This window comes from Novosphingobium sp. BL-A-28-Hi1-0D (genome assembly GCF_055521755.1).
This window is the reverse complement of the sequence record NZ_CM145502.1, coordinates 75,423-96,410: the sequence shown is the minus strand read 5'-3', so window position 1 is coordinate 96,410 and position 20,988 is coordinate 75,423. Positions and strand designations below refer to the sequence as shown.

General features: G+C 62.8%; 20 protein-coding genes. 13 read left to right on the top strand and 7 right to left on the bottom strand.

Going from position 1 to position 20,988, the window contains the following annotated elements:
* Positions 1 to 174 precede the first annotated feature (174 nt).
* The 4 genes from ACZ1JW_RS00440 to ACZ1JW_RS00425 all read left to right on the top strand — a co-directional run bounded on the left by ACZ1JW_RS00440 (position 175) and on the right by ACZ1JW_RS00425 (position 3,181).
* A complete protein-coding gene (locus tag ACZ1JW_RS00440) occupies positions 175 to 960 on the top strand; it encodes an NUDIX hydrolase (RefSeq protein WP_465126349.1) in 786 nt (261 codons plus the stop codon).
* 66 nt (positions 961 to 1,026) lie between these two features.
* On the top strand, positions 1,027 to 1,302 hold the full coding sequence (locus ACZ1JW_RS00435) for a hypothetical protein (RefSeq protein WP_465125371.1): 276 nt from the start codon (positions 1,027 to 1,029) through the stop codon (positions 1,300 to 1,302).
* Between the two features lie 39 nt (positions 1,303 to 1,341).
* Positions 1,342 to 1,815: a hypothetical protein gene (locus ACZ1JW_RS00430; RefSeq protein WP_465125372.1), complete on the top strand. Its 474-nt coding sequence runs from the start codon at positions 1,342 to 1,344 to the stop codon at positions 1,813 to 1,815.
* 82 nt (positions 1,816 to 1,897) lie between these two features.
* Entirely contained in the window at positions 1,898 to 3,181 is a 1,284-nt protein-coding gene (locus ACZ1JW_RS00425) for a metal-dependent hydrolase family protein (protein ID WP_465125373.1), read from the top strand.
* Here ACZ1JW_RS00425 and ACZ1JW_RS00420 read toward each other — a convergent pair.
* Positions 3,178 to 3,549, bottom strand: a complete 372-nt coding sequence (locus ACZ1JW_RS00420) for a winged helix-turn-helix domain-containing protein (RefSeq protein WP_465141575.1) — start codon at positions 3,547 to 3,549, stop codon at positions 3,178 to 3,180. The two genes, ACZ1JW_RS00425 and ACZ1JW_RS00420, sit on opposite strands and share 4 nt — an antisense overlap.
* 67 nt (positions 3,550 to 3,616) lie before the next feature.
* Here ACZ1JW_RS00420 and ACZ1JW_RS00415 point away from each other — a divergent pair, with 67 nt between their 5' ends.
* Positions 3,617 to 4,774: an aminotransferase class I/II-fold pyridoxal phosphate-dependent enzyme gene (locus ACZ1JW_RS00415; protein WP_465125375.1), complete on the top strand. Its 1,158-nt coding sequence runs from the start codon at positions 3,617 to 3,619 to the stop codon at positions 4,772 to 4,774.
* Here ACZ1JW_RS00415 and ACZ1JW_RS00410 read toward each other — a convergent pair.
* The 3 genes from ACZ1JW_RS00410 to ACZ1JW_RS00400 form a co-directional block, all read right to left on the bottom strand.
* Positions 4,749 to 5,789, bottom strand: coding sequence for an alcohol dehydrogenase family protein (locus ACZ1JW_RS00410; protein ID WP_465141574.1), 1,041 nt, complete (start codon positions 5,787 to 5,789; stop codon positions 4,749 to 4,751). The genes ACZ1JW_RS00415 and ACZ1JW_RS00410 overlap by 26 nt on opposite strands.
* Entirely contained in the window at positions 5,786 to 6,523 is a 738-nt protein-coding gene (locus ACZ1JW_RS00405) for an SDR family NAD(P)-dependent oxidoreductase (protein WP_465141573.1), read from the bottom strand. Before ACZ1JW_RS00405 ends, ACZ1JW_RS00410 begins: the two co-directional genes overlap by 4 nt.
* Before the next feature lie 122 nt (positions 6,524 to 6,645).
* Entirely contained in the window at positions 6,646 to 9,075 is a 2,430-nt protein-coding gene (locus tag ACZ1JW_RS00400; protein WP_465141572.1) for a TonB-dependent receptor, read from the bottom strand.
* 180 nt (positions 9,076 to 9,255) lie between these two features.
* Here ACZ1JW_RS00400 and ACZ1JW_RS00395 point away from each other — a divergent pair, with 180 nt between their 5' ends.
* Complete coding sequence (locus tag ACZ1JW_RS00395) at positions 9,256 to 10,305, top strand: AraC family transcriptional regulator (protein WP_465141571.1); 1,050 nt, start codon at positions 9,256 to 9,258, stop codon at positions 10,303 to 10,305.
* On the opposite strand, the gene ACZ1JW_RS00390 is transcribed toward ACZ1JW_RS00395, so the two are convergent.
* Positions 10,302 to 11,255, bottom strand: coding sequence for a LysR family transcriptional regulator (locus ACZ1JW_RS00390; RefSeq protein WP_465141570.1), 954 nt, complete (start codon positions 11,253 to 11,255; stop codon positions 10,302 to 10,304). The genes ACZ1JW_RS00395 and ACZ1JW_RS00390 overlap by 4 nt on opposite strands.
* A gap of 109 nt (positions 11,256 to 11,364) precedes the next feature.
* On the opposite strand from ACZ1JW_RS00390, the gene ACZ1JW_RS00385 reads away from it, so the two are divergent.
* The 6 genes from ACZ1JW_RS00385 (at position 11,365) to ACZ1JW_RS00360 (ending at position 17,985) form a co-directional block, all read left to right on the top strand.
* Entirely contained in the window at positions 11,365 to 12,900 is a 1,536-nt protein-coding gene (locus tag ACZ1JW_RS00385; protein WP_465141569.1) for an acetyl-CoA acetyltransferase, read from the top strand.
* Positions 12,901 to 12,913: 13 nt separating this feature from the next.
* Positions 12,914 to 14,104, top strand: a complete 1,191-nt coding sequence (locus ACZ1JW_RS00380; protein ID WP_465141568.1) for a CaiB/BaiF CoA transferase family protein — start codon at positions 12,914 to 12,916, stop codon at positions 14,102 to 14,104.
* Positions 14,105 to 14,246: 142 nt separating this feature from the next.
* On the top strand, positions 14,247 to 16,193 hold the full coding sequence (locus ACZ1JW_RS00375; RefSeq protein ID WP_465141567.1) for a TadE/TadG family type IV pilus assembly protein: 1,947 nt from the start codon (positions 14,247 to 14,249) through the stop codon (positions 16,191 to 16,193).
* A gap of 35 nt (positions 16,194 to 16,228) precedes the next feature.
* Complete coding sequence (locus ACZ1JW_RS00370) at positions 16,229 to 16,774, top strand: TadE family protein (protein WP_465141566.1); 546 nt, start codon at positions 16,229 to 16,231, stop codon at positions 16,772 to 16,774.
* Positions 16,768 to 17,436 carry a TadE/TadG family type IV pilus assembly protein gene (locus tag ACZ1JW_RS00365; RefSeq protein WP_465141565.1) on the top strand — a complete coding sequence of 223 codons (669 nt, stop codon included), beginning with the start codon at positions 16,768 to 16,770 and terminating at the stop codon, positions 17,434 to 17,436. The genes ACZ1JW_RS00370 and ACZ1JW_RS00365 overlap by 7 nt, the downstream gene beginning before the upstream one ends.
* Before the next feature lie 117 nt (positions 17,437 to 17,553).
* On the top strand, positions 17,554 to 17,985 hold the full coding sequence (locus ACZ1JW_RS00360) for a CHRD domain-containing protein (RefSeq protein ID WP_465141564.1): 432 nt from the start codon (positions 17,554 to 17,556) through the stop codon (positions 17,983 to 17,985).
* Between the two features lie 172 nt (positions 17,986 to 18,157).
* Here ACZ1JW_RS00360 and ACZ1JW_RS00355 read toward each other — a convergent pair whose 3' ends face one another.
* Positions 18,158 to 18,772, bottom strand: a complete 615-nt coding sequence (locus tag ACZ1JW_RS00355) for a hypothetical protein (RefSeq protein WP_465141563.1) — start codon at positions 18,770 to 18,772, stop codon at positions 18,158 to 18,160.
* A gap of 586 nt (positions 18,773 to 19,358) precedes the next feature.
* On the opposite strand from ACZ1JW_RS00355, the gene ACZ1JW_RS00350 reads away from it, so the two are divergent.
* Complete coding sequence (locus tag ACZ1JW_RS00350) at positions 19,359 to 19,592, top strand: hypothetical protein (RefSeq protein ID WP_465141562.1); 234 nt, start codon at positions 19,359 to 19,361, stop codon at positions 19,590 to 19,592.
* Between the two features lie 150 nt (positions 19,593 to 19,742).
* Here ACZ1JW_RS00350 and ACZ1JW_RS00345 read toward each other — a convergent pair whose 3' ends face one another.
* Positions 19,743 to 20,957, bottom strand: coding sequence for an argininosuccinate synthase (locus tag ACZ1JW_RS00345; RefSeq protein WP_465125388.1), 1,215 nt, complete (start codon positions 20,955 to 20,957; stop codon positions 19,743 to 19,745).
* Between the last annotated feature and the right edge of the window lie 31 nt (positions 20,958 to 20,988).

Sequence of the window (20,988 nt, the reverse complement as noted above, 5' to 3'; positions counted from 1 at the left end):
AAGCTACTCTTCGGGACGAAGAGGGTTATGCAGACATCGTGCCAAACTTGAGAATCCGCCAAATTCTGTGGGTTTTGTTGCGCCACCGAGCCGTTGCGTGGAGGGAGGTGTAAAATGAACCGACAAGTGTTGCAGGCTTGGCAAGCGACGCTGCGCCAGACATGATGCACGATGATGGAAACACACGATATCGAGCCCGAAAACTGGCTGAGCAAGACGACTCCCGCGGCAACGATCGTCATCTTCCGGCATGATCCGCAAGGCGGTGCGCCGCAAATCCTGATGGTCGAGCGCAATGCGAGCCTCAAGTTTGCAGGCGGCGCGACGGTGTTTCCCGGCGGCAAGATCGACCCGGCAGATCGCGAGCTGGCTGCGCGCATCGGCGGCGACCTTGACGACATGGCCGCGCGAGTGGCGGCGGTACGCGAAACACTGGAGGAGACCGGGCTGGTCGTCGGTATCGACGGCGTGGTTGATGGAAGCCTTGCTGCGCAGGCGCGGCGGATGCTGATCTCGGGCGGTGATCTGGCGCCGGTGCTGGATGCTTTCGGCTGGAGCCTTGCGCCTGAGCGCCTGGTGCCCTTCGCGCGCTGGTGGCCCAAGCACCGGACTGAAAGAATTTTCGACACCCGCTTCTATCTCGCCGATCTGGGCACGGGGGCGGTCGATATCGAAGTGGACGCCACGGAGAACCGGCACCTGTTCTGGGCGAGCGCAAAGGGGGCGCTCGATCTTGCAGAAGAAGGCAAGATCCGGGTGATCTTCCCGACGCGGCGGAATCTGGAGCGGCTGGCATTGTTCGGCAGCTTCGAGGACGCGAGAGTCCACGCCGAGGCAACGCCGATCGGTACGATCAGTCCGTTCATCGAGAAGCGCGATGACAAGCACTGGCTGATGATCCCGGACAACCTGGGCTATCCCGTGCTGGGTGAGCCGCTTGAAATGGCGCAGCGGGGGTGATCCGCAAGACTGCGTAGGGCTCCGCTAAGCGGAAGTTGAGCGCGCCGCGACAAAGTGGTCTCCACGATGCCCCAGCCTCTCCTCTCGATGGACATGTCCGCAGCGCCCGAAGTGGAGGGCCGCTCGTCACGCGATGGTCCACGCGAGGCGCGTGCCATGGATGTCCCCGTCCATTCCCCCGTCCATGCTCTGCAGCATGAGATTCTGCGGGCGCATGAGGACGGCCCGGTGGGTGATTCGCGGGTGGACAAGGCTCCCGGCTGGGTGAGGCTCGGATTTCCTGCCATCGCATCACTAATGTTATGGGCTGTAATTATTGGCTTTATCCGCGCGCTCGGCTGAGCCCTGCGTGCCGTAACGAATTGTTGAGACGGCGCATGCATGATCCACATCATGCGTAGCCCACTCGACATGTTGACCCCAGGTCAGATCGCCCGTTCCGGCCGCGTCGTCGCGCTTGCGACCGCGCTTTCGCTAGGTTTCGGATACGTTACCGATACGCTGACGCCGACTATGGCGGGCGTTGGTTCGTTCCTGCTGGCAAATGCGTTGCTTCTGGCAGCTCCGCGCCAACGTGCGACGGAGCTGTTGGGCGCAGTGACGGTCTGGCAGTGTTTTGCCGAATTTCTCTCGACCGTGCAGAGCGGGCAATTTGCAATGTGGCGCCTTTCCGTGTCGATCGCGACGCTGGGGTGCGTCATGGCGGTGATCCGCGTGCAGCACATGCGCGACCTGACCCGTCAAAGCCCGGATATCCGTCTGGCCGATCTCGACCGCCGCACTGTCGGCGGCATCGGCGTGCTCCCGCGCACCGATGCGCAACTGGCCGAACTTCGTCACGAAGAAGCTGCCTGACAGGGCCATCGTAAAAGGTTGCCGAGGCGCATTGTTGCGAGCGCCATGACCGCTATGCTGAGGCCAACCGAAAGGATGGCCCATGCGTCTGATTTCTCGCGTTTTCGCTGCAGCCCTCGCGCTTTGCGCAAATCCCCTGCTTGCCGCTGAGAAGCAGGAGGCGCTGACGCTGCTGCGCCCCGATGCCGTGTTCGATGGCGAGAACGCGGTTCTGCACAAGGGTTGGGCCGTGCTGGTGCGCGGCAATCGCATCGAGGCGGTCGGGCCTGACCTTCCCGCTCCTGCGCAGGCTTCGATCATTGCCTTGCCCGGCACGACGCTGATGCCCGGCATGATCGAGGGGCATTCGCACCTCTTCCTGCATCCCTACAACGAGACGCCGTGGGACGATCAGGTCCTGCACGAATCTCTCGCACTGCGCACGGCTCGCGCCACGGTCCACGCCCGCGTTACGCTGATGGCAGGATTCACCACGGTGCGCGATCTTGGAACCGAAGGGGCGGGCTATGCCGACGTCGGGCTCAAGCAGGCGATCGAGCAGGGCATCGTACCGGGTCCGCGCATGCTGGTGGCGACGCGGGCAATCGTTGCGCCGGGAGCCTATGGACCGCGCGGATTTGAACCAGGCGTGGCGGTGCCGCTGGGCGCTGAGGAGGCGGGCGGGCCAGAACTTGTCAATGTCGTGCGGCGGCAGATCGGAGCCGGGGCCGATCTTGTGAAGCTCTATGCCGATTATCGCTGGGGCCCAGGTGAGCCGAGCCGTCCGACGTTCACCGAAAGCGAGTTGAAAGCAGCCGTCGAGGCGGCTCACAGTGCCGGGCGTGAAGTGGTTGCTCATGCGAGCACCGCAGAAGGCATGCGCCGCGCTGTGGCAGCGGGCGTCGATACCATCGAGCATGGCGATGAAGGCACGCCTGAAGTCTTCGCGGCAATGAAGGCCAAGGGCGTTGGTTTCTGCCCGACGCTTGCCGCAGGCGATGCCATTGCGCGCTATCGCGGATGGAATGGTGAGGCACCGGTGCCCAAGGGCGTGCAGGAAGGTTTCGATGCACTGGCCAAGGCGCGCAAGGCAGGCGTGGCGATCTGCATGGGCGGCGACGTTGGCGTGTATGCCCATGGCGACAATGCGCGCGAGGCCGAACTGATGGTCAAGGGCGGGATGACGCCATCCGAGGTGGCGATTGCCGCGACATCGGGCAATGCCAAGATGTTCGGGATCGGCGACAGGCTTGGCGCGGTCAAGGCGGGGATGCTGGCGGATCTGGTGGCGGTCGAGGGCAATCCGCTCGCCGACATTTCCGTGATCCGCAAGGTTGCGCTGGTGATGAAGGACGGCGTGCTGTGGAAGGGGCCAGTGGGGCGTTAGGCCTTCTGGCTGGCCTTCGGTTCCGCCAGCATGGCCTTGGCGAGGGCCTGATAGTCCGGGCAGTCTGAGCTTCCCTGCAAGCGCTCCTGCAGAGCGCGGTAGTGGTTCAGCACGGCTTGTCCGAGCGCGGTGAGCTTTGCGCCGCCGCCTTTGGCGCTGCCGGGGGAGGTTTCGACCAATGGCTCGCGCCAGCAGCGGTTCATCGCGTCGACCAGCAGCCATGCGCGGCGGTAGCTCATGTCCATGGCGCGGGCGGCGGCGGAGATGGAGCCGTGCTCGGTGATCGCGTCAAGCAGGTCGGCCTTGCCGGGACCCATCGCGATTTCGTCGCCGCAGTAGAGCTGTATCTTGAGTTTGAGGCGCTGCATCGCGGGGCAAGGTATCGGTGTGAGCGCTGCACTTGCAACTTGTTTCGGTGGCAACTAGCACGCTGCGATGATTGCTGAAGTCGAACCCTTCCACGCCATCGCCGTCTCCCGCCTTGCGCATGACATGGAGGCTGCGGGCGCTAGCGTGATCCACATGGAGTTCGGGCAGCCTTCCACCGGGGCACCCGCCAAGGCCATCGCGCTGGCGCACGAGGTGCTCGACAGCGAGGCGATGGGGTACTGGGAAAGCGTGCCGTTGAAGGAGCGGATCGCGCGCAGTTATGCCGATGCTTATGGCGTGAGCGTGGAGCGGGAGCAGGTGATCCTGACTTGCGGGGCATCGCCTGCGTTCGTCATGGCGCTGTCGTGCCTGTTCCGGCCGGGCGCGCGGATCGCTTTGGCGCGGCCGGGCTACGTGGCCTACCGGAATTCCTTGAAAGCGATGTACCTCGAACCGGTCGAGATGGAATGCGGTCCGGACGAGCGTTTTCAGGTGACGGCGGCTGCGGTCGATGCGCTCGACCCCGTGCCCGAAGGGTTGATCGTGGCGAGTCCGGCCAATCCGACCGGCACGATCATCGCGCCCGAGGAACTGGCGGCGATTGCCGAAGTGTGCCGCCGCAGGGGCATCAAGGTCATCTCGGACGAGATCTACCATGGGCTGAGCTATGGCGCGAAGGCGGCATCAATGCTGGAGCATCTGCCCGATGCGGTGATCGTCAATTCGTTTTCGAAGTATTTCAGCATGGCGGGCTGGCGGCTGGGCTGGCTGGTCGTGCCGCCTGCGCTGATTGATGCGGCGCGGGCGCGGATGGGCAGCCTGTTCCTGACGCCGCCGGTGCTGGCGCAGAAGGCGGGGCTGATGGCCTTCGAATGCCGCGACGAGCTGGATGGGCATGTCGAGACTTATGCGCGCAACCGGGCGATCCTGCTGGAGGCGCTGCCGAAGATGGGTTTGGGCCGCATCGCGCCGCCCGATGGCGCGTTCTACATCTATGCCGATGCCAGCGAATTCACCGACGACAGTCTGGCGCTGTGCGAGGCCTTGCTGCGCGATACCGGCGTGGCGACCGCGCCGGGGTTGGACTTCGATCCCGTGAACGGCAAGCGCTTTATCCGCTTCAGCTTTGCGGTCTCGACACCGCTGGTGGAGGAAGCGGTGCGGCGGATCGGGCCGTGGTTTGCTGCACGGCGCAGTGTCAGTCCGGCACAAGAACCATCTTGAGCGCGCCTGCCTCACGGGCTTCGAACAGGCGGTAGGCCTCAGCGCCCTGTGATAGCGGCAGGCGGTGGCTGATGTAGCGTTCTGGCTTAAGGCGACCCGAGGCGACGAGCGGGAACAGTGCGGGCAGTTCCTCCGGGACCGAACAGGTGCCGATGCGGAAGGTGAGGCCACCGGCGAAGGCGCGCTCGAGCGGGAAGGGGAAGCGGCGCGATTGCTGGACGCCGATGACCGAGACCGTACCGCGCACGCGGACGAGGCGCAGGGCCACGTCCACGGTGGCATCAGATCCGACGACTTCGACGACGCAGTCGAGCCGGCGGCCGTGGGTGTCTTCCTTGATGCGAGATGCCGCTTCGTCAGGGTGGAGCGCGATTGCACCAAGGCTTGCCGCGATGGCGCGGCGTTCGGGCACGGGGTCGATCGCGTAGACCACATGCGCGCCCATCACGAAGGCGCTTTCCACCGCCATCAGGCCTATGGGGCCGAGGCCGATCACGCCGACCGACGATCCGGGCCGGATGTCCGCCTGCCGTGCACCGAACCATGCGGTGGCAAGGGCGTCGGTCATCATCAGGGCCTGATCGCTGGAGACGCCTTCGGGGATCGGCACCGCGTTCATATCGGCCGCTGGAACGCGAACGGCTTCGGCCTGTGAGCCTTGCAGCTTGGCGGAGAGGCCGTAGCAGCCGAAGGCGTTGTTTTCGCAGATGTTGACCATGCCCGAAAGGCACGAGCGGCAGGCACCGCAACCGACGGCTGCCGGGATCATGACTTTCTGGCCGACCTTCAGGCGATGCACCGCGCGGCCAACTTCGACGACTTCGCCGACAGCTTCGTGACCGACGCAGAAGCCGATGTCCTCGGAGAAGCCGTGGCCGTGGTAGATGTGGAGGTCCGAGCCGCAGATCGAGCAGGCATCGACCTTGACGATGGCATCCCGGTCCGACTTTGGGGTCGGATCGCCCATGCTTTCATGACGGATGTCGCGTGTGCCGTAGTAGCGAAGGGCCTTCACAGGGTGAGCCCTCCGTCGACGACAAGCGTGTGGCCGGTGACGTATGAGGCCAATGGCGAGGCAAGAAAGATAGCCGCCCCGGCCATATCGTCAGGCGTGCCCATGCGCCCTTGGGGAATGCGGGCCACGGCGCCGGCGAGGCGTTCCGGATTGGCGGTTGTGACCTTGGTCAGCTTGGTGTCGACAAGGCCGGGAGCGAGGCCGTTCACGCGGATGCCCTCGGCGGCGAAGGCTTGACCCAGCGTCTTCGTCAGACTTACCGCGCCTGCCTTGGACGCAGCATATGCGGGGTTGCCGATGTTCGCCTTGAAGCCCGAGACCGAACTGACGATGACGATGGAGCCTTTGCGCTCGGCGAGCTGCGGGCGGAACTTCATTGCACAATGCATGATGCTGTCGAGGTTGACGGCCATGACCTTGTCCCAGCCTTCACGGGCAAACTCCCCGCGCTTGTAGACGACGGTGCCCTGGCAGAGGATCAGGGCATCAAGTGTGGCAAAAGGGCTGGGTGCAGCCTCGATCGCATCGGGATCGCCGACATCGACACAAGTGTAGCCAAGGCCGGAAAGGTCTGAGCCTTCTGCCGGATCGTAGTCGGCCGCAGTCGTGCGCGTGCCCCAGACGTGGACGTTGGCACAGCGCTGGCGGAAGGCTTGGGCCACGCCGTTGCCTATGCCGCTGGAGCCGCCGACGACCAGCACGTGCTTTCCGGTGAAGTCGGTATCGTCGATCATCGCTCTTCCTTTCGGTCGCATTGCCGCGACTCCTCCTGCAAGCTTAGCGGCCTTGTCCGAATGCAAAAGGCCCCCGCCTTCAGATGAGAGCGAGGGCCTTTGCTGCCGTGGTCCGCTCTACCTCAGAACGAGGCGCGGACGCGGATGCCGTAAGTGCGGGGTGCGCCTGGATAGGCGTTCTGGTCGCCCGTCTGGAGCGGGGTCGGGAAGGACTGGGTGAACCAGGTCTTGTCGAACAGGTTCTGCACCCAGCCTTCGACCAGCAAGCCGGTCTTGGGCAGCTTGAAGCCGAGGTTGGCGTTGACCAACGTGACCGGGCCCTGTTCGGCAGTGGTCGCGGTGCTGATCAACTGGCGGCTCTGATACTGCGCCTGCACGCGGGCAAGCACGTGGAGGTTGTCGTTGATCGGCTGATCGAGGTTCAGCGTCGCATTGCCCGAAAACTTGGGGCTGAAGCGGAAGCGCGAGTCCGACAGGACCGGGTCGATCGTGGTGTCCTTGCCATACTTTGCATGCGGGATCCAGGTGCCGTCCAGGCCCAGGGTCAGGCTGTCGGAGAGCTGGAACATGTTCTCGATTTCAAGGCCATAGTCCTTGGCGGACTTGGCGTTGAGCACGGTGAAGCGCAGACCGATGAACTGCGCGATCTGGAGATCGGACAGGTCGTAGTAGAAGAAGGCGATGTTGGTGCGCGCGCGGCCATCCAGGTACTGGAACTTTCCGCCGACCTCGAAGGCGTTGACCTTTTCGGGCTTGTAGCGCGGATTGAGCGGGGCCTGGGCAGGAGCATTGCCGAAAAACGCTGCGCGGATCGGAGCAGGCAGGGCGTTGTAGGCGGTAGCGTTGTTGATCAGCGTTCCGGCCGCGTTGACGTCCATGTTGACGCCGCCTGCCTTGAAGCCACGGTTATAGGTGGCATAGAGCATGACGTCGTCGGTCGGGCGGTACTGCAGGCCGAGCGTGCCCGAGAGCGCCTTGTTGGTCGTGGTCGCATCGTAGGCGGGCGACGGGGCGATGCCGAGCAGGGTGAATACGTCGGTCGGCACCGGGCGATAGAAGGCGTTGTTGAAGAAGCCGCGCTTCTCTTCGACCGAGTAGCGCAGACCCGCGATCACGTTGACCTTGCTTGTCACCGCGAAGTCGAGGTGGGCAAAGCCGGCGTAGGACTTGGCCGTGCCGCCCATGCGCTCCGTCGTCCACGTCCCGGGTGCGGCGAAGGCCGTGCCAGGGGGCACGCCGAGGCTGGCGAAGATCGCGTCCCAGTAGAATTGCGCCTGATTGGCCCAAGGCAGGCTGCGGCCCATCTTGAGCTTTTCATCCGAGAAGAACAGGCCGAAAACTGCCTCGGCGTTGAGCGCAGGAATCTTGGTGTTGTAGGTCAGTTCCTGCGAGATGAAGCGGCTCGAGAAGCTTTCGTTGTAGCGGAAGATATCGGCGCCCGAGAAATCGGGGTCGAGATCGCGCTGGTCGACGGTGAATTTGCGCACCGAGGTAACGGACTTGAGCGTGCCTTCGCCAATCTGGGCATCGACGAGCAAGGTGCCGCCGTAGTCCTCGATCTCCTGCATGCCATTGCCGTTAAGGGTCTGCTCGAACTTCGACGGGTCATTCGAGGGCAGCTTGCGACCGGTCGGGGTCATTGACGAAGCGGGGATCAGGCCTGCCAGAACGCCGAGGAACTGCTGGCTGCTGGCCGGCTGATAGAGCGTGAGCAGATTGATGATCGGCTGGGTCGGGCCGTCGATGAACGGTGAGGTCGCGTAGCAGCAGTTGCCCTGGCTGTGCGAATAGTCGCCGATCACGCGGACGGTGAGGTTCTCGTTCGGCTCGAACAGGAGCTGGGCCTTGACCGCGCGGGTCTTGTTGTCGTTGAGCGTGCGGCCGGTCGTGCTGTCGGTAAAGAATCCGTCAGCGGTGGAGGCGAGGCCTGCGATGCGGAAGGCGACCTTGTCGGACAAGGGCACATTGATCGCACCGCGCGCAATGAGCGTATCGTAGTTGCCGTAGGTAACTTCGACGGCGCCGTTCACATCGTTCAGCGAAGGCGAGGCGGAGCTGAGCAGCAGCGCGCCGGCGGTGGTGTTCTTGCCGAACAGCGTGCCCTGCGGGCCGCGCAGGACCTGAAGATTGTCGATATCCAGGAAGTTCTGCAGCGCTGCGGCAGCGCGGGTGCGATAGACGCCATCGATGAACACGCCCACCGAGCCCTCGAAGGAGCGGCTGTTACCCGTGGTGCCGAGGCCGCGGATGACGAGGTTTGCGCTCGACGTGGCGATGTTGGTCACGCGGAAGCTGATCGAAGGGCTGATCGCCTGGATGTTCGAGACGTTCTCGACACGGGCCTGTGCCAGCGTTTCGGCATTGGCGGCCGTGATCGCGATCGGCACGTGCTGCAGGTTCTCGGTACGGCGCTGCGCGGTGACGATGATTTCGGCAAGACCGCCGCTTGCCTGCTCGTCGGCCTGCGCCTGCTGGGCGAGGGCGAGCGAGGGAGCAAGCGCTCCGGCCAGAACGGCGCCAGCTGCGGCGCTCCGCAAGAACATTGCTTTCATGCATACCTCCCATGCCGCGTGGTTGGCGGCTGTTTCGATGACCGGAGCCGCCTTTTTGGCAGCCTTCCTGATTGATGACCTGACGTCCTGCGCTGGACACGGAGCAGGTGTGAAGGCATTGTGCGTTTAATCGCTTAATTGATCTTGACGGATTGCGGCACAGTGTTGTCAAATCACCTCATGACGGAATCAGAAAATGGTCTCGCGCATGCCAGTGCCATGCGTCAGTTCATCCAGTTTGCCGAAGTTTCCGGGTTGGACCTCAGGGGGCTGTGCCCGCCCGACGTCTACGCCTTTGTCGAGCAGGCGAAGGAAGCGGAGTGGCTGCCGGCCAGCGCCCATGTCGACGTGCTGCAGTCTGCTGCCATATCGTCTGGCCGGGCCGATCTCGGGGTGGCCTTTTCGATGTGGTGCAACGTGCGGGGGTTCGGTCCGATCAGCCTGCTGTGGGACCACTGCACAACGCTGGACGAGGCCAGCCGGATTACCCGGCGCTACATGCATCTCGAAAGCGCCGCGATGCGATCAAGCACTGACATCACCGGGCACGAGGCTGCCTTGCGGCATGTGCTGATGGTGCCTGCACGCTTTGGTGGCTCGCAATTCCTGCAGGCAACTCTGACCCTGCAATTGCGCATCGTACGGATGTTGCTGGGCGAGGAATGGACGCCGATCCGGCTGGAACTGGATCATCCGGCACCGCCGAGCATCCGTTACCACCAGGCGGTATTCCGCTGCCCGATCGAGTTCGGGTCGGACCGTTGCGCGCTGGTGTTCCGCAAGTCGGACCTCCATCGCCCGTCGCCGCGCGCTAACCCGAACATGGTCCGCTATCTCGAAAAGCAGTTGGCGCAGGCAGACAGTCTCTGGCCCGGGGATCTCGTCCAGCAAGTGCGCTATTTCGTTGCCGCCAACCTGACCGAGCGCAAGGCCAGCCTGCCGCACGTCGCGGGGCTCGCCGGTCTTTCGCCGCAAAGCCTGCAACGGCGTCTGGCCGAGCGAGGGACGACCTTTGCCGCAATTCTTGAACAGGTCCGAAAGCAAACGGCGGACGAGTATTTCCGGACGGCGCGCAGACCCAACCTGACCGAGCTGTCTCACCGACTGGGCTATACCGATGCCAGCGCGGCGAGCCGCTTCCTGCGTCAGCACATGTCGACGGGGGCCAGGGCGCTTATGGCCCGCAGTCGCTCGCCAAGGATGGAAAAGGGTGGAGTCCTGTCGGCTTAGGCTTTGAGATTGGACGCAATTTCCCAAAGTCGATCTTCGATGCCCGAGCGCCGCTTGCGGTTGCCGCGCAGCACGGCCAGCTCGGTAAAGACCGAGAGCCCGGCGACCGGGCGATAGACGACGTTGCCGTGATCGCGTGGTCTGAACTGGGCAATCGAGATCGCAGGAATGCGATATTCGCGACAGTAGCGCTCCAGCGCGAAGGCATGGGCTTCTGGGGGCAGGAAGCCGGATGCGCCTGACGCAGACAGCCAGGCAGAAATCGGTTTGTAGAGGCTTCGGCCGTGCAGCGGGGCGAGCATCGCGATCACAGTTCCGGACAGGGCTTCGGCCGGGACGATGTCGAAACGGGCAAGTGCGTGCTCCTGCGGAATGGCAAGGCCGATTGGCTCACGGCTGATGGTGAGGCGTGGTAGGCCATCGGGCATTTCAAGTTCGCCTGCGCTACCAGCGGCCATGTCGGAAAGGTATCGCTCGTGTGGTACCGGAGCAGCGACGACCATGGCGAGATCCACGGTGTCGCGGATGAGGCCTTCGCAGAGCGAATGCGCGAAGTCGTTATCGACGCGCAAGGCGATGTCGGGAAGTTCGCGCGCGATCGCCGAGAGCAGCGCGCCGTGCTGTGGCAATTCGAAGGTGTAGATCGGAGCGCCGAGCACGATGCGACGGTCAGGCCGTTCGCGCCATGCGGCGAGGTGGGCCGAGAAGGCATCGGCCTGGGCAAGGAACGTCCGCGCCTGCTCGAGCAAGGACTGGCCCACTGGCGAGAGCCTGACTGCGCGGGTGGTGCGTTCGAACAGGCGCTGGCCGACCTGCTCTTCCAGTTTGCGGATCTGTGCCGAGAGACTGGGCTGGGTAAGATTCATCCGATGTGCCGCACGCCCGAAGCTGAGCTCCTGCGCAAGCGCGATGAAACAGCGGATCGCCTTGATGTCCACCTCGGTCTGCATGACGCATATATATTCGAGATATCTATAAATCGAAAGATTAAATCGATTGGACGGCGCAAACTCACACGCATAGCTTCCGCTGAGGGTGAATGAGAGGATGACAATGCAGGTGCCAGACAGCACACCGGTGATCGTCGGGGTGGGCCAGTTCGTCGAGCGGATTGATGCCGATGACTATGCTGGTTTGTCCTTTGCAGACCTCGCTGCATGCGCCGCCGCTGCGGCTTTGTCAGATACCGGGGCCGCAGCCGCTGTCGCGCGCATCGTCGGCGCAGTCGGCTCGATCCGCACTTTTGAAGAGTCTGGCGCAATGCAGGTTCCGTTCGGGCGGGCCGACAAGATGCCGCTGGCAGTGGCGCGGCGATTGGCGATAAGGCCGCGGGTGGCCATCCTCGAGAAGGTCGGCGGACAGTCACCTCTCGCGCTGCTGGCCGATCTCGGCAACCGTATCGCTGCAGGCGAGACGGCGGCGGCATTGCTGTTTGGCAGCGAGGCAATTTCAACCGTGCGCCATCTCGTGAGCCGGGGCGAAAACCGCGACTGGGCAGAGAACGACGATGCAGCCGGCGTCGAATGGATCGACAAGGGCATGGGCTTCGAGGGGACGCTATCTGCTGCCAGCATCGCCCATGGCATTCGCGCGCCGGTAACCGCCTATGCCCTGTGCGAGAACGCCCGGCGCTTTCGCCTTGGATTGTCGCGCGAGGCCTATGCTTTGGAAATGGGCCGCCTGTTCGCCCCTTTCACCGAAGTTGCGGCGAAAAACCCGTATAGTGCCGCTGTCGTAAAGCCGATGGGTCCCGAGGAAATCGCCACTCCTGGCGAACGCAACCGCATGATTGCCGATCCCTATCCGCTCAAGCTGGTATCGCGAGATCAGGTCAATCATGCAGCGGCGGTCGTGCTGATGTCGGTAAAGGCGGCGCGGGAAGCGGGGGTGAGTGAAGACAAGTGGGTCTATCTCCACGGCGCGGCGCTGGCGAACGAGCGGGAGTTACTCGAGCGCCCCGACATCGGCGGATATCCGGCGGCCAATGCGGCGATCGCCTCGGCGCTGGCACGTGCAGGGCGGGGCGTCGACGAGATCGCGGCGTTCGATTTCTATTCCTGCTTTCCGGTGCCGGTGTTCAACGCCGCGATCGACGGGCTCGGCCTTGCCGCCGATGATGCGCGAGGGCTGACGGTGACGGGCGGGCTTCCCTATTTCGGCGGGGCCGGAAACAACTATTCGATGCACGCCTTTGCCAGCATGGCTGAGCGATTGCGCGCGCATCCCGGCAACTACGGGTTCGTCGGGCTGAACGGCGGCTTCCAGTCCAAGTACGGCGCTGCGGTGCTTTCGAGCGTGCCGCGTCCATGGCCTTCGTGCGAAACGGCGTCGGTGCAGGGATCGCTGGATGCCGTGCCCGCTGCGGTCATGGCCGAGCAGCAGGCCGGCACCGGTCGCATCACGACCTACACAGTGACCTACGCAAGGGGCACTCCGGATCAGGGCATCGTGATCGGCGACCATGCGCAAGGCGGGCGATTCATCGCCGCAACCCGCGATGCCGCCACGATTGCCGCCATGCTCGAAACGGATCCGCTGGGCCGTAACGTCGTGATCGAGCAGGGCGAGAAGCGCGCCGAGTTCCGCTTTGCCTGATGGAGACCGAAGCATGACCGGCAATCCCGTGCTGCTCGAAGGCATTCGTGTGGTCGACCTGACGACAGTGGTGTTCGGACCTTATGCCACGCAGATACTCGCCGATCTTGGCGCCGAAGTGATCAAGGTCGAGGCACCGGGGATTGGCGATGCCTTCCGCTGGTCGGCCAGAGCGGCCGTGACGCCGGGCATGGCCCCGGCCTGGATGGCGCTCAACCGGGGCAAGAAGTCGGTTGCGCTCGACCTGAAACAGGAGGCGGACCGGAGGGTCATGCTCGACCTGCTGCGCGAGGCGGATGTGTTCGTGGTCAACGTGCGCGGCAAGGCGCTGGAGCGGGTCGGTCTCGACTACGAGACGCTGCGCGCAATCAATCCCGGCCTCATCTATGTCCATTGCGTCGGTTTCGGTCAGGACGGGCCCTATGCCGACCTGCAGGCCTACGATGACGTGATCCAGGCGGCCACCGGGACGGCGACGCTGCTTCCGCGTGTCGATGGCGATCCGCGCCCGCGCTATCTGCCATCGCTGATCGCGGACAAGGTGGCGGGCTTGCACGCTGCCTATGCCGCCATGGCCGCCATCGTCCACAAGCAGCGAACGGGCGAGGGGCAGCGGGTGGAAGTGCCGATGTTCGAGGTGTTTTCAAGCTTCATGCTGCTCGAGCATCTGGGCGGACTGACTTTCGATCCGCCGAACGCCCCCGTCGGCTATGCCCGCCAGATCGATCCGCATCGCCAGCCTTTCCCCACGGCAGATGGCTGGATCAGCATCGTTGCCTATACCGACGATTCGTGGGCGCGGATTTTCACGCTGCTCGACCAGCCGGACTTTCTGGATCAGGAACACCTGTCCAACCCGCAGTTGCGGATCAAGGCGCAGGCCGAACTGTATCAGGCCATTGCCCGCTTCACGCCCGCACTGGCCACCGCCGAAATCCTTTCCCGCTGCCATGCGGTGCAGATCCCGGCGCAGGCCGTGCGCGATCTCGGCGAGGTCATGGATGACCCGCACCTGACTGCAGTCGACTTCTTCCATCGCCGCGAACATCCCGTCGAAGGCGCTTATTTCGAGCAGGCGGCTCCAGTGAAGTTTGCGGTTTCTGCAGATGGTAAACCGAACCTGCCGCCTCCGCTGATCGATCAGGACGGCAAAGCGGTGCGCACCCACGGTTGGCAAGCGTTTGATCTTCCGAAAGATGGTTAATGCAAGCCAATGTTTCTATTAGGGAAATTACCGATTAATTCGAGATAAATCCCGAATGAAAACCCACTCAAGGTAAGACTCTGGAAACTCTCCGGCCCGCTTCTGGCCTTCTCGCTTCGCAGCACAAGGCAGTTCGGACGCAATGTCGGGGTTTCTTACCAGGCTTCATCGCAGCACGAGCGGCAGCGTCCTGCCGATCGCGGCTGCGAGCGTTCCGGTCATCATCGCCCTGATCGGCGGCGGGCTAGACATCAACCGTGTGTACAAGGCGCGCAACCGGCTGCAGTCGGCCTGCGACGCGGGCACTCTTGCAGGTCGACGGGCGATCACCACCAATGGCTACGACGCCACCGCGCGGGGTCAGGCCTCGGCCTATTTCAACACCAATTTCGTCCAGGCCGATCTTGGCGCGACGAACACGACCTTCACGACGTCCTCGGCCAACAATGGCAATCTGATCACCGGCACGGCACAGACCACGGTGCAGACGGTCGTGATGAACCTGCTCGGGGTCGACAGCATTCCCGTGAGCGTTTCGTGCAGCGCGACGATGGGGGTGGGCAACAGCGACATCACTATGGTGCTCGACACCACCGGATCGATGGGCAACACCTTGTCCGGCACGTCGCAGACGCGCATTCAGGCCCTGCGCGTGGCGATGAAGAACTTCTACGATACCGTAGCCACGGCCACGCAAGGTTCAAACGCACGCATCCGGTATTCGTTCGTGCCCTACAGTTCCTCGGTCAACGTAGGACGACTGATCTACAACCTCAATCCGGCCTATCTTGCCGATACCTGGCCGATCCAGTCGCGCGAGCCGGTGTTCAACACGATTACCGAGCGCGTGTTCACGGGCTGGTCCGCGCCGGTCAATACCAGTGAACAGACCTATTCGACCGAGACGATCGGCAACACCACGCAGCACAGTTCGACCAACTACTCCTCGCAAGCGAACTGCAACGCTGCGCGGCCAGCTGACTTGCCTTGGGCAAACAACGGCAATCCGACAACCGGGACCACGACCACGACCAACGGTTCCGGACAGCAGGTCGTTACCACTACCACGACCCAGCCGCAGCGCATGACGACGTACATCTGCCAGCGGCAAAACAACAACCGCTGGCGCGTCTTTCTCTACAACACGACGCGCGACTTCATCACACGCAACTATGCGACGTCTGATCCGATCTACGAGACCCGCACCCGGCAGGAGTTCGCGAGCTGGGCGTACAAGGAAGTCAATGTCGATACGAGCGTCTACAAGACCTTCGCGGCCGTGAGCAAGCCGAACGGGTCCAGCGGTGCCGCAGCCAGCTATACATGGGGCGGCTGCATCGAGGAGCGCGAGAGCGACGCGACTGGTAGCATCAGCTACTCGGGCGTTACGGGCATGTCTCCTTCGACCGCGCTCGATCTCGATGTCGATCTGGTGCCAAGTGATGACCCGGATACAAAATGGGGGCCGATGTGGCCCGAGCTGGCGTACTACCGGACTGTAACGAATTGGCAGGGCACGTTCCTGACCAACGCCGTGCAGACCTCGCAGGGCACGCGTGCCTCGTCGTATTGCCCCTATCAGGCGCAACTGCTGTCGACGATGAACCAGTCGGCATTCTATTCCTATGCCGATGCCCTGGCGGCCTCGGGATCGACCTATCACGATATCGGGATGCTCTGGGGCCTTCGCCTCAGCTCTCCCGAAGGACCGTGGGCGAGCACGGTGAACGTGCTGCCGACCAACGGCGGCAAGGTCTCGCGCCACATCATCTTCATGACCGACGGCCAGATGGAGCCGAGCATCTCGATCCAGTCGAGCTACGGGATCGAATGGCACGACCGGCGCGTGACAGACGATGGCCAGACCGATCAGGCTGCCCGACACACCCTGCGCTTCCGCGCCCTTTGCGATAATGCCAAGGACAAGGGCTTTCGCATCTGGGTCATTGCATTCGCTTCCAGCCTTACCACGGATCTCAGCTATTGCGCTTCGAGCAATAGCTCCTTCCTCGCGACGAATGCCACGCAGCTGAACAGCGCATTCCAGGAAATCGCCAAGAACGTGGGCGAACTGCGGGTGTACCAATGATACGTCACCAGCAACTGGTTCTCGACAGGAACGGCGTGACCACAGTCGAATTTGCCATGGTCATGCCGGTATTCCTGCTCGCACTGGTCGGATGCCTCGATCTCGGCCAGATGGTCTATGCGATCGGCGTGCTTGACGGGGCGGTGGAAAAGGCTGCGCGCGATTCCACTCTGGAGACTGGCAACACAGCCAACGCTGATGCAGCAGTCATTAGCGCGGTAGAGAAGATTCTGCCGGGCGCGCGGATCAGTTCCACGCGCAAGAGCTATTTCGACTTCGCCCACGCCAACAAGGGCGAGCCACTGAACGACCGCAACGGTGATGGCCTGTGCTCGACCGGCGAGGGTTACACCGACGAGAACGGCAACGGCTCGTGGGACGACGATCTCGGTCGCACTGGCAATGGCGGAGCGAACGACGTCATCGTCTATACCGTCACCGTGCGGTATGATCCGGTCTTTGCGATCCCGCTCCTCCCGTTGGACTGGAGCGAACGGGAGATTTCCTCGACCGCGGTCAAGCGCAACCAGCCTTATGCCCTGCAGGAAGGCAGCTACGGATCGACGGCACGCGTATGCTGAAAGCTGCGCTTCCCTTCGTCCGCAACCTTGCGCGCCGCCTGCTGCACAACACGTCGGGCGTGTCGGTGATCGAGTTCGCGATCGTCACGCCTTTCATCCTCTCGATCGCGCTCTACGGCATCGAGGTTGCCTACATGAATGCTGTCGACATGAAGCTCAGCGAGATTGCCCTGTCGCTGGCAGACAACGCCTCACGCATTGGCCAGACCGACAACAGCGTGGTCACGCCGACGGTCAGCGAGGCAGACATCAACGAGGTCATGCGTGGGGCGCAGGAGCAGGCGGCGGGGCTGGAATTCGCTACGCGCGGCAAGATTATCCTCACCAGCCTCGAACGCGACAGCGCCACGGGCAAGCAGTACATCCGCTGGCAGCGCTGCTACGGACGCCTCGCGCGGCAGTCCGCCTATGGCGACGCTTCCACGCGCAACGGGCTGACCGGCACGCCTCTTGCCGGCATGGGCAGCGGCACGACCAAGATCACGGCTGCGGCCAACAGCGCGGTCATGTTCGTCGAGGTCTACTACCAGTACGAAGGACTTCTCGGGACGACGTTTGTGAGCAATCCGGTGATGCGCAAGGAGGGCGCGTTCCTGATCCGCGACAACCGCAATCTTACCCCGGGCGTGACGGGAACGGGCGGAACCTATCCCTGCACCTGAGCATGCGGTCTTGCGCGCGATCAATTCACGCGGGGGCTGCGAAGGTGTAGTCTGTCCAGTGCATCCCGGAGGCAGGCAGAGTCGCATGCGACCGGGCCGGAGCAGGGAGAGATGTCGATGAAGCATGCAGATATTGCAGCGATCACAGCAGCGGTTGCCCTTGTCGCAGGTACGGCTGGCCCTGTCGTGGCCAAGCCCGCAACGCTCGTCGCCACGCTAAGCGGTGCGACTGAAACAGCAGGCGGCGATCCGGATGGCGTTGGCGGCTTCAAGGCCGATGTCGACGACGAGACCGGCGACTTCTGCTTCACCCTCTGGGCCGACAAGACCGCCAAGCCGACCATGGCCCACGTCCACGAAGGCACCGCCGGCAACGACGGCAAACCCGTCGCCACGATCGAGGTTACCGGCAAGGACAGCGACGATTGCATCGCGATGGAACCCGAACTCCTCAAGAAGATCATCGCTGCACCGGGAGCCTACTACGTCAACATCCACACCGCCGATTTCCCCAAGGGCGCGGTGCGGGGGCAACTTGAGGTGAAGTGAGGGTCTGGAGTCTGCGACTATGATCCTCCCTGATTTTCCGAAGGACGATCGGGAAGGGGGCGTCCCGGATTTGATCCGGGATGTTGGAGAGGCTTCGTACCCCTCCGTCATTCGCTTACGCGAATGCCACCTCCCCGTTTGTGCTCTGCCAAATCAGGGAGGATCTTTGCTTTCAAAGCTCGCTCTCGTAGGATTGGGTGCCGATTCTCTTGAATATCTCCACTTGTTCTGTGCTCAATCTCGTTAACAGAATTTCTTGACTGGAAGGATCTTGTTTAATCATCCAATTCATGAAGGATATGGACTTCTGTAAGAGGATATCTGTGTCGGAAAAGTAGGCAGCTATATTCATCCATCTGTAAAACTTATTTCCTAGTATTTCATCATTTTTAATGCATCTGGTTAGATCTGATGCATTTTTGGGAAGCTTTTTCACGTAATCTGCTATGGCGCGAACGGATATTTCTATGTCATCGGGAGATGCAACAGGTTCGAATGCAGGATTATCCGATGTGTCCGGCAAATTCATGTAGTGCAGGGCAAGTGGTAGACTGTTGTCAATTAGCCGCTCTGACCTGGAAAGGCCGCCGCGCCATTTTGCTTCAAACGCCGCGCAATAGATTCCGAATGCGCCACCATATCTTGAAGTGCCGCTCCATCTGGGGAACTGGGGCATATAGCAGCCGGAAAACTCCTCCAGACGTCCGTGAACGTAAAGATTTCTGCTCCCCTCAATGCGTTTGAACCCTCCTGCCGCAAGACCGGCCATGAGGTCGCTTTTTCTCATCGCATCAAGTCCTCACTACGCAATGCAGATCCATCGTCGTTATTGTTACTGCTCTGCGGTAGTGGGATACGAATGCCAACATCTTTGGTGGCAGAAAAGTATGGAGACAGTCTCCTATCATCCGCGCACATCAGTCGCGCTTCTTCGAACCCCAAACAGCAAATGGGGGCCAGCATTGCTGCCGGCCCCCACTCTACGTCCGCTCTGGCTTGTCTCGTCGCGTCTTGCTTCGGCCTTTCCGCGCTGGTCCGTCATTGCTGACGTCCATGCGCCTTGTGGCTTTGCTCGGCGGAGCGCGCTTTGCGCATGGCGTGCGTCTGGTTGGATGCCGTCCGGGGCGCGTAGCCCCTGGGCTGCTGCCGATCCGTGCTTTCGCACAAGGTCGCGCCGCTATCCGTCCTTTCGCCTTCCCGCGCCGGTCGAGTGCCAGGCACTCCTCCGTCGCTCCGGTTTTCCGCGACTGTCCCGGCTGCTCTTGCGAGCGGGCCGGAAAAAGCCGTCCGTGGGCGTTTCCCCTTTGTCTGGTGGCTCGCTCCCGACCGGGCTTTCACCTGGCCGGACGAACGCCGCCGTTCGCCGGGGTGAAATGCTGTCCGTCATCCTTGTCTTCGCCGCATCGCGCTGGATGGAGACCGAAGCCTGCCCGCGCGCTGCACCGTGGAAAACGATGCCGTTTCGCATTCCTTTCACGATCACGAAGGCCGCAGTTTTGCACATCCGCAAGCGGCCCGAGGGCACCTGCCGGTTGGTTACGCTGCAAACTATCCGTGTTCGTATCGTGTCGCACTTATTCCTGAAAATTCAGAGGTTTGGGCTCTGAACTCCGAGGCTTCGCGCGCTCTCGACACACAAAAGCTGCGCCTCTTGCCCGAGTCGCGCAAGCAAAAAGTGCGGGAGTTATCCACAGCCCCCGCACCTTCTGGTGGATAGTTTTTTGCAGCGCCGAAGCGCACTGCGCTAACCGTTGAAATCAGCGGCCTTGTTGAGCAAGCAGGCGCAACCGGAGCGCATTGAGCTTGATGAAGCCCGCCGCATCCTTCTGGTCATAGGCGCCCGCATCGTCCTCGAACGTCACGTGGCGTTCGGAATAGAGGCTGTCAGGCGACTTGCGGCCGACGACAGAGGCGCTGCCCTTGTAGAGCTTGAGCCGCACGGTGCCGTTCACGCGGGCCTGCGAATGGTCGATCGCCGCCTGCAGCATCTCGCGCTCAGGGGCGAACCAGAAGCCGTTGTAGATGAGCTCCGCATACTTCGGCATCAGCTCGTCCTTGAGATGCGCCGCGCCGCGATCGAGCGTGATGCTCTCGATGCCGCGATGCGCGCGGGCATAGATCTCGCCGCCCGGCGTCTCGTACATGCCGCGGCTCTTCATGCCGACGAAGCGGTTTTCGACCAGGTCCAGCCGGCCGATGCCATGCTTGCGGCCCAGATCGTTGAGCGCAGCCAGCAGCGTGGCGGGCGACATCGCCTGACCGTTGAGGGCAACGCCATCGCCCTTTTCGAAGTCGATCGTGATGTATTCCGGCTGGTCAGGCGCGTCCTCGGGATTGACCGTGCGCGAATAGACGTAGTCCGGGGTCTCTTCCCAAGGATCTTCCAGCACCTTGCCCTCAGACGAGGTGTGGAGGAGGTTGGCGTCGGTCGAGAACGGGCTCTCGCCGCGCTTGTCCTTGGGCACCGGGATCTGGTGCGCCTCGGCCCACGCGATCAGCGCGGTGCGGCTGGTCAGGTCCCATTCGCGCCACGGTGCGATGACCTTGATGCCGGGTTCGAGCGCATAGGCCGAGAGTTCGAAGCGGACCTGATCGTTGCCCTTGCCGGTCGCGCCGTGGGCGACAGCGTCTGCTCCGGTCTCGCGGGCGATCTCGATCAGACGCTTGGAGATCAGCGGGCGGGCAATCGACGTGCCGAGCAGGTAATCGCCTTCGTAACGGGCATTGGCGCGCATCATTGGGAAGACGAAATCGCGCACGAATTCCTCGCGCAGATCGTCGATATAGATGTGGTGATCGGGCACGCCCATCAGCTTGGCCTTGGCGCGCGCAGGCTCCAGTTCCTCGCCCTGGCCGAGGTCGGCGGTGAAAGTCACGACCTCGCAGCCGTAGGTGACTTGCAGCCACTTGAGGATGACGGAGGTGTCGAGGCCGCCGGAATAAGCGAGGACGACCTTCTTGATATCGGACATGGGCGGAGCGACTCCCCTTAGAAACACGCGC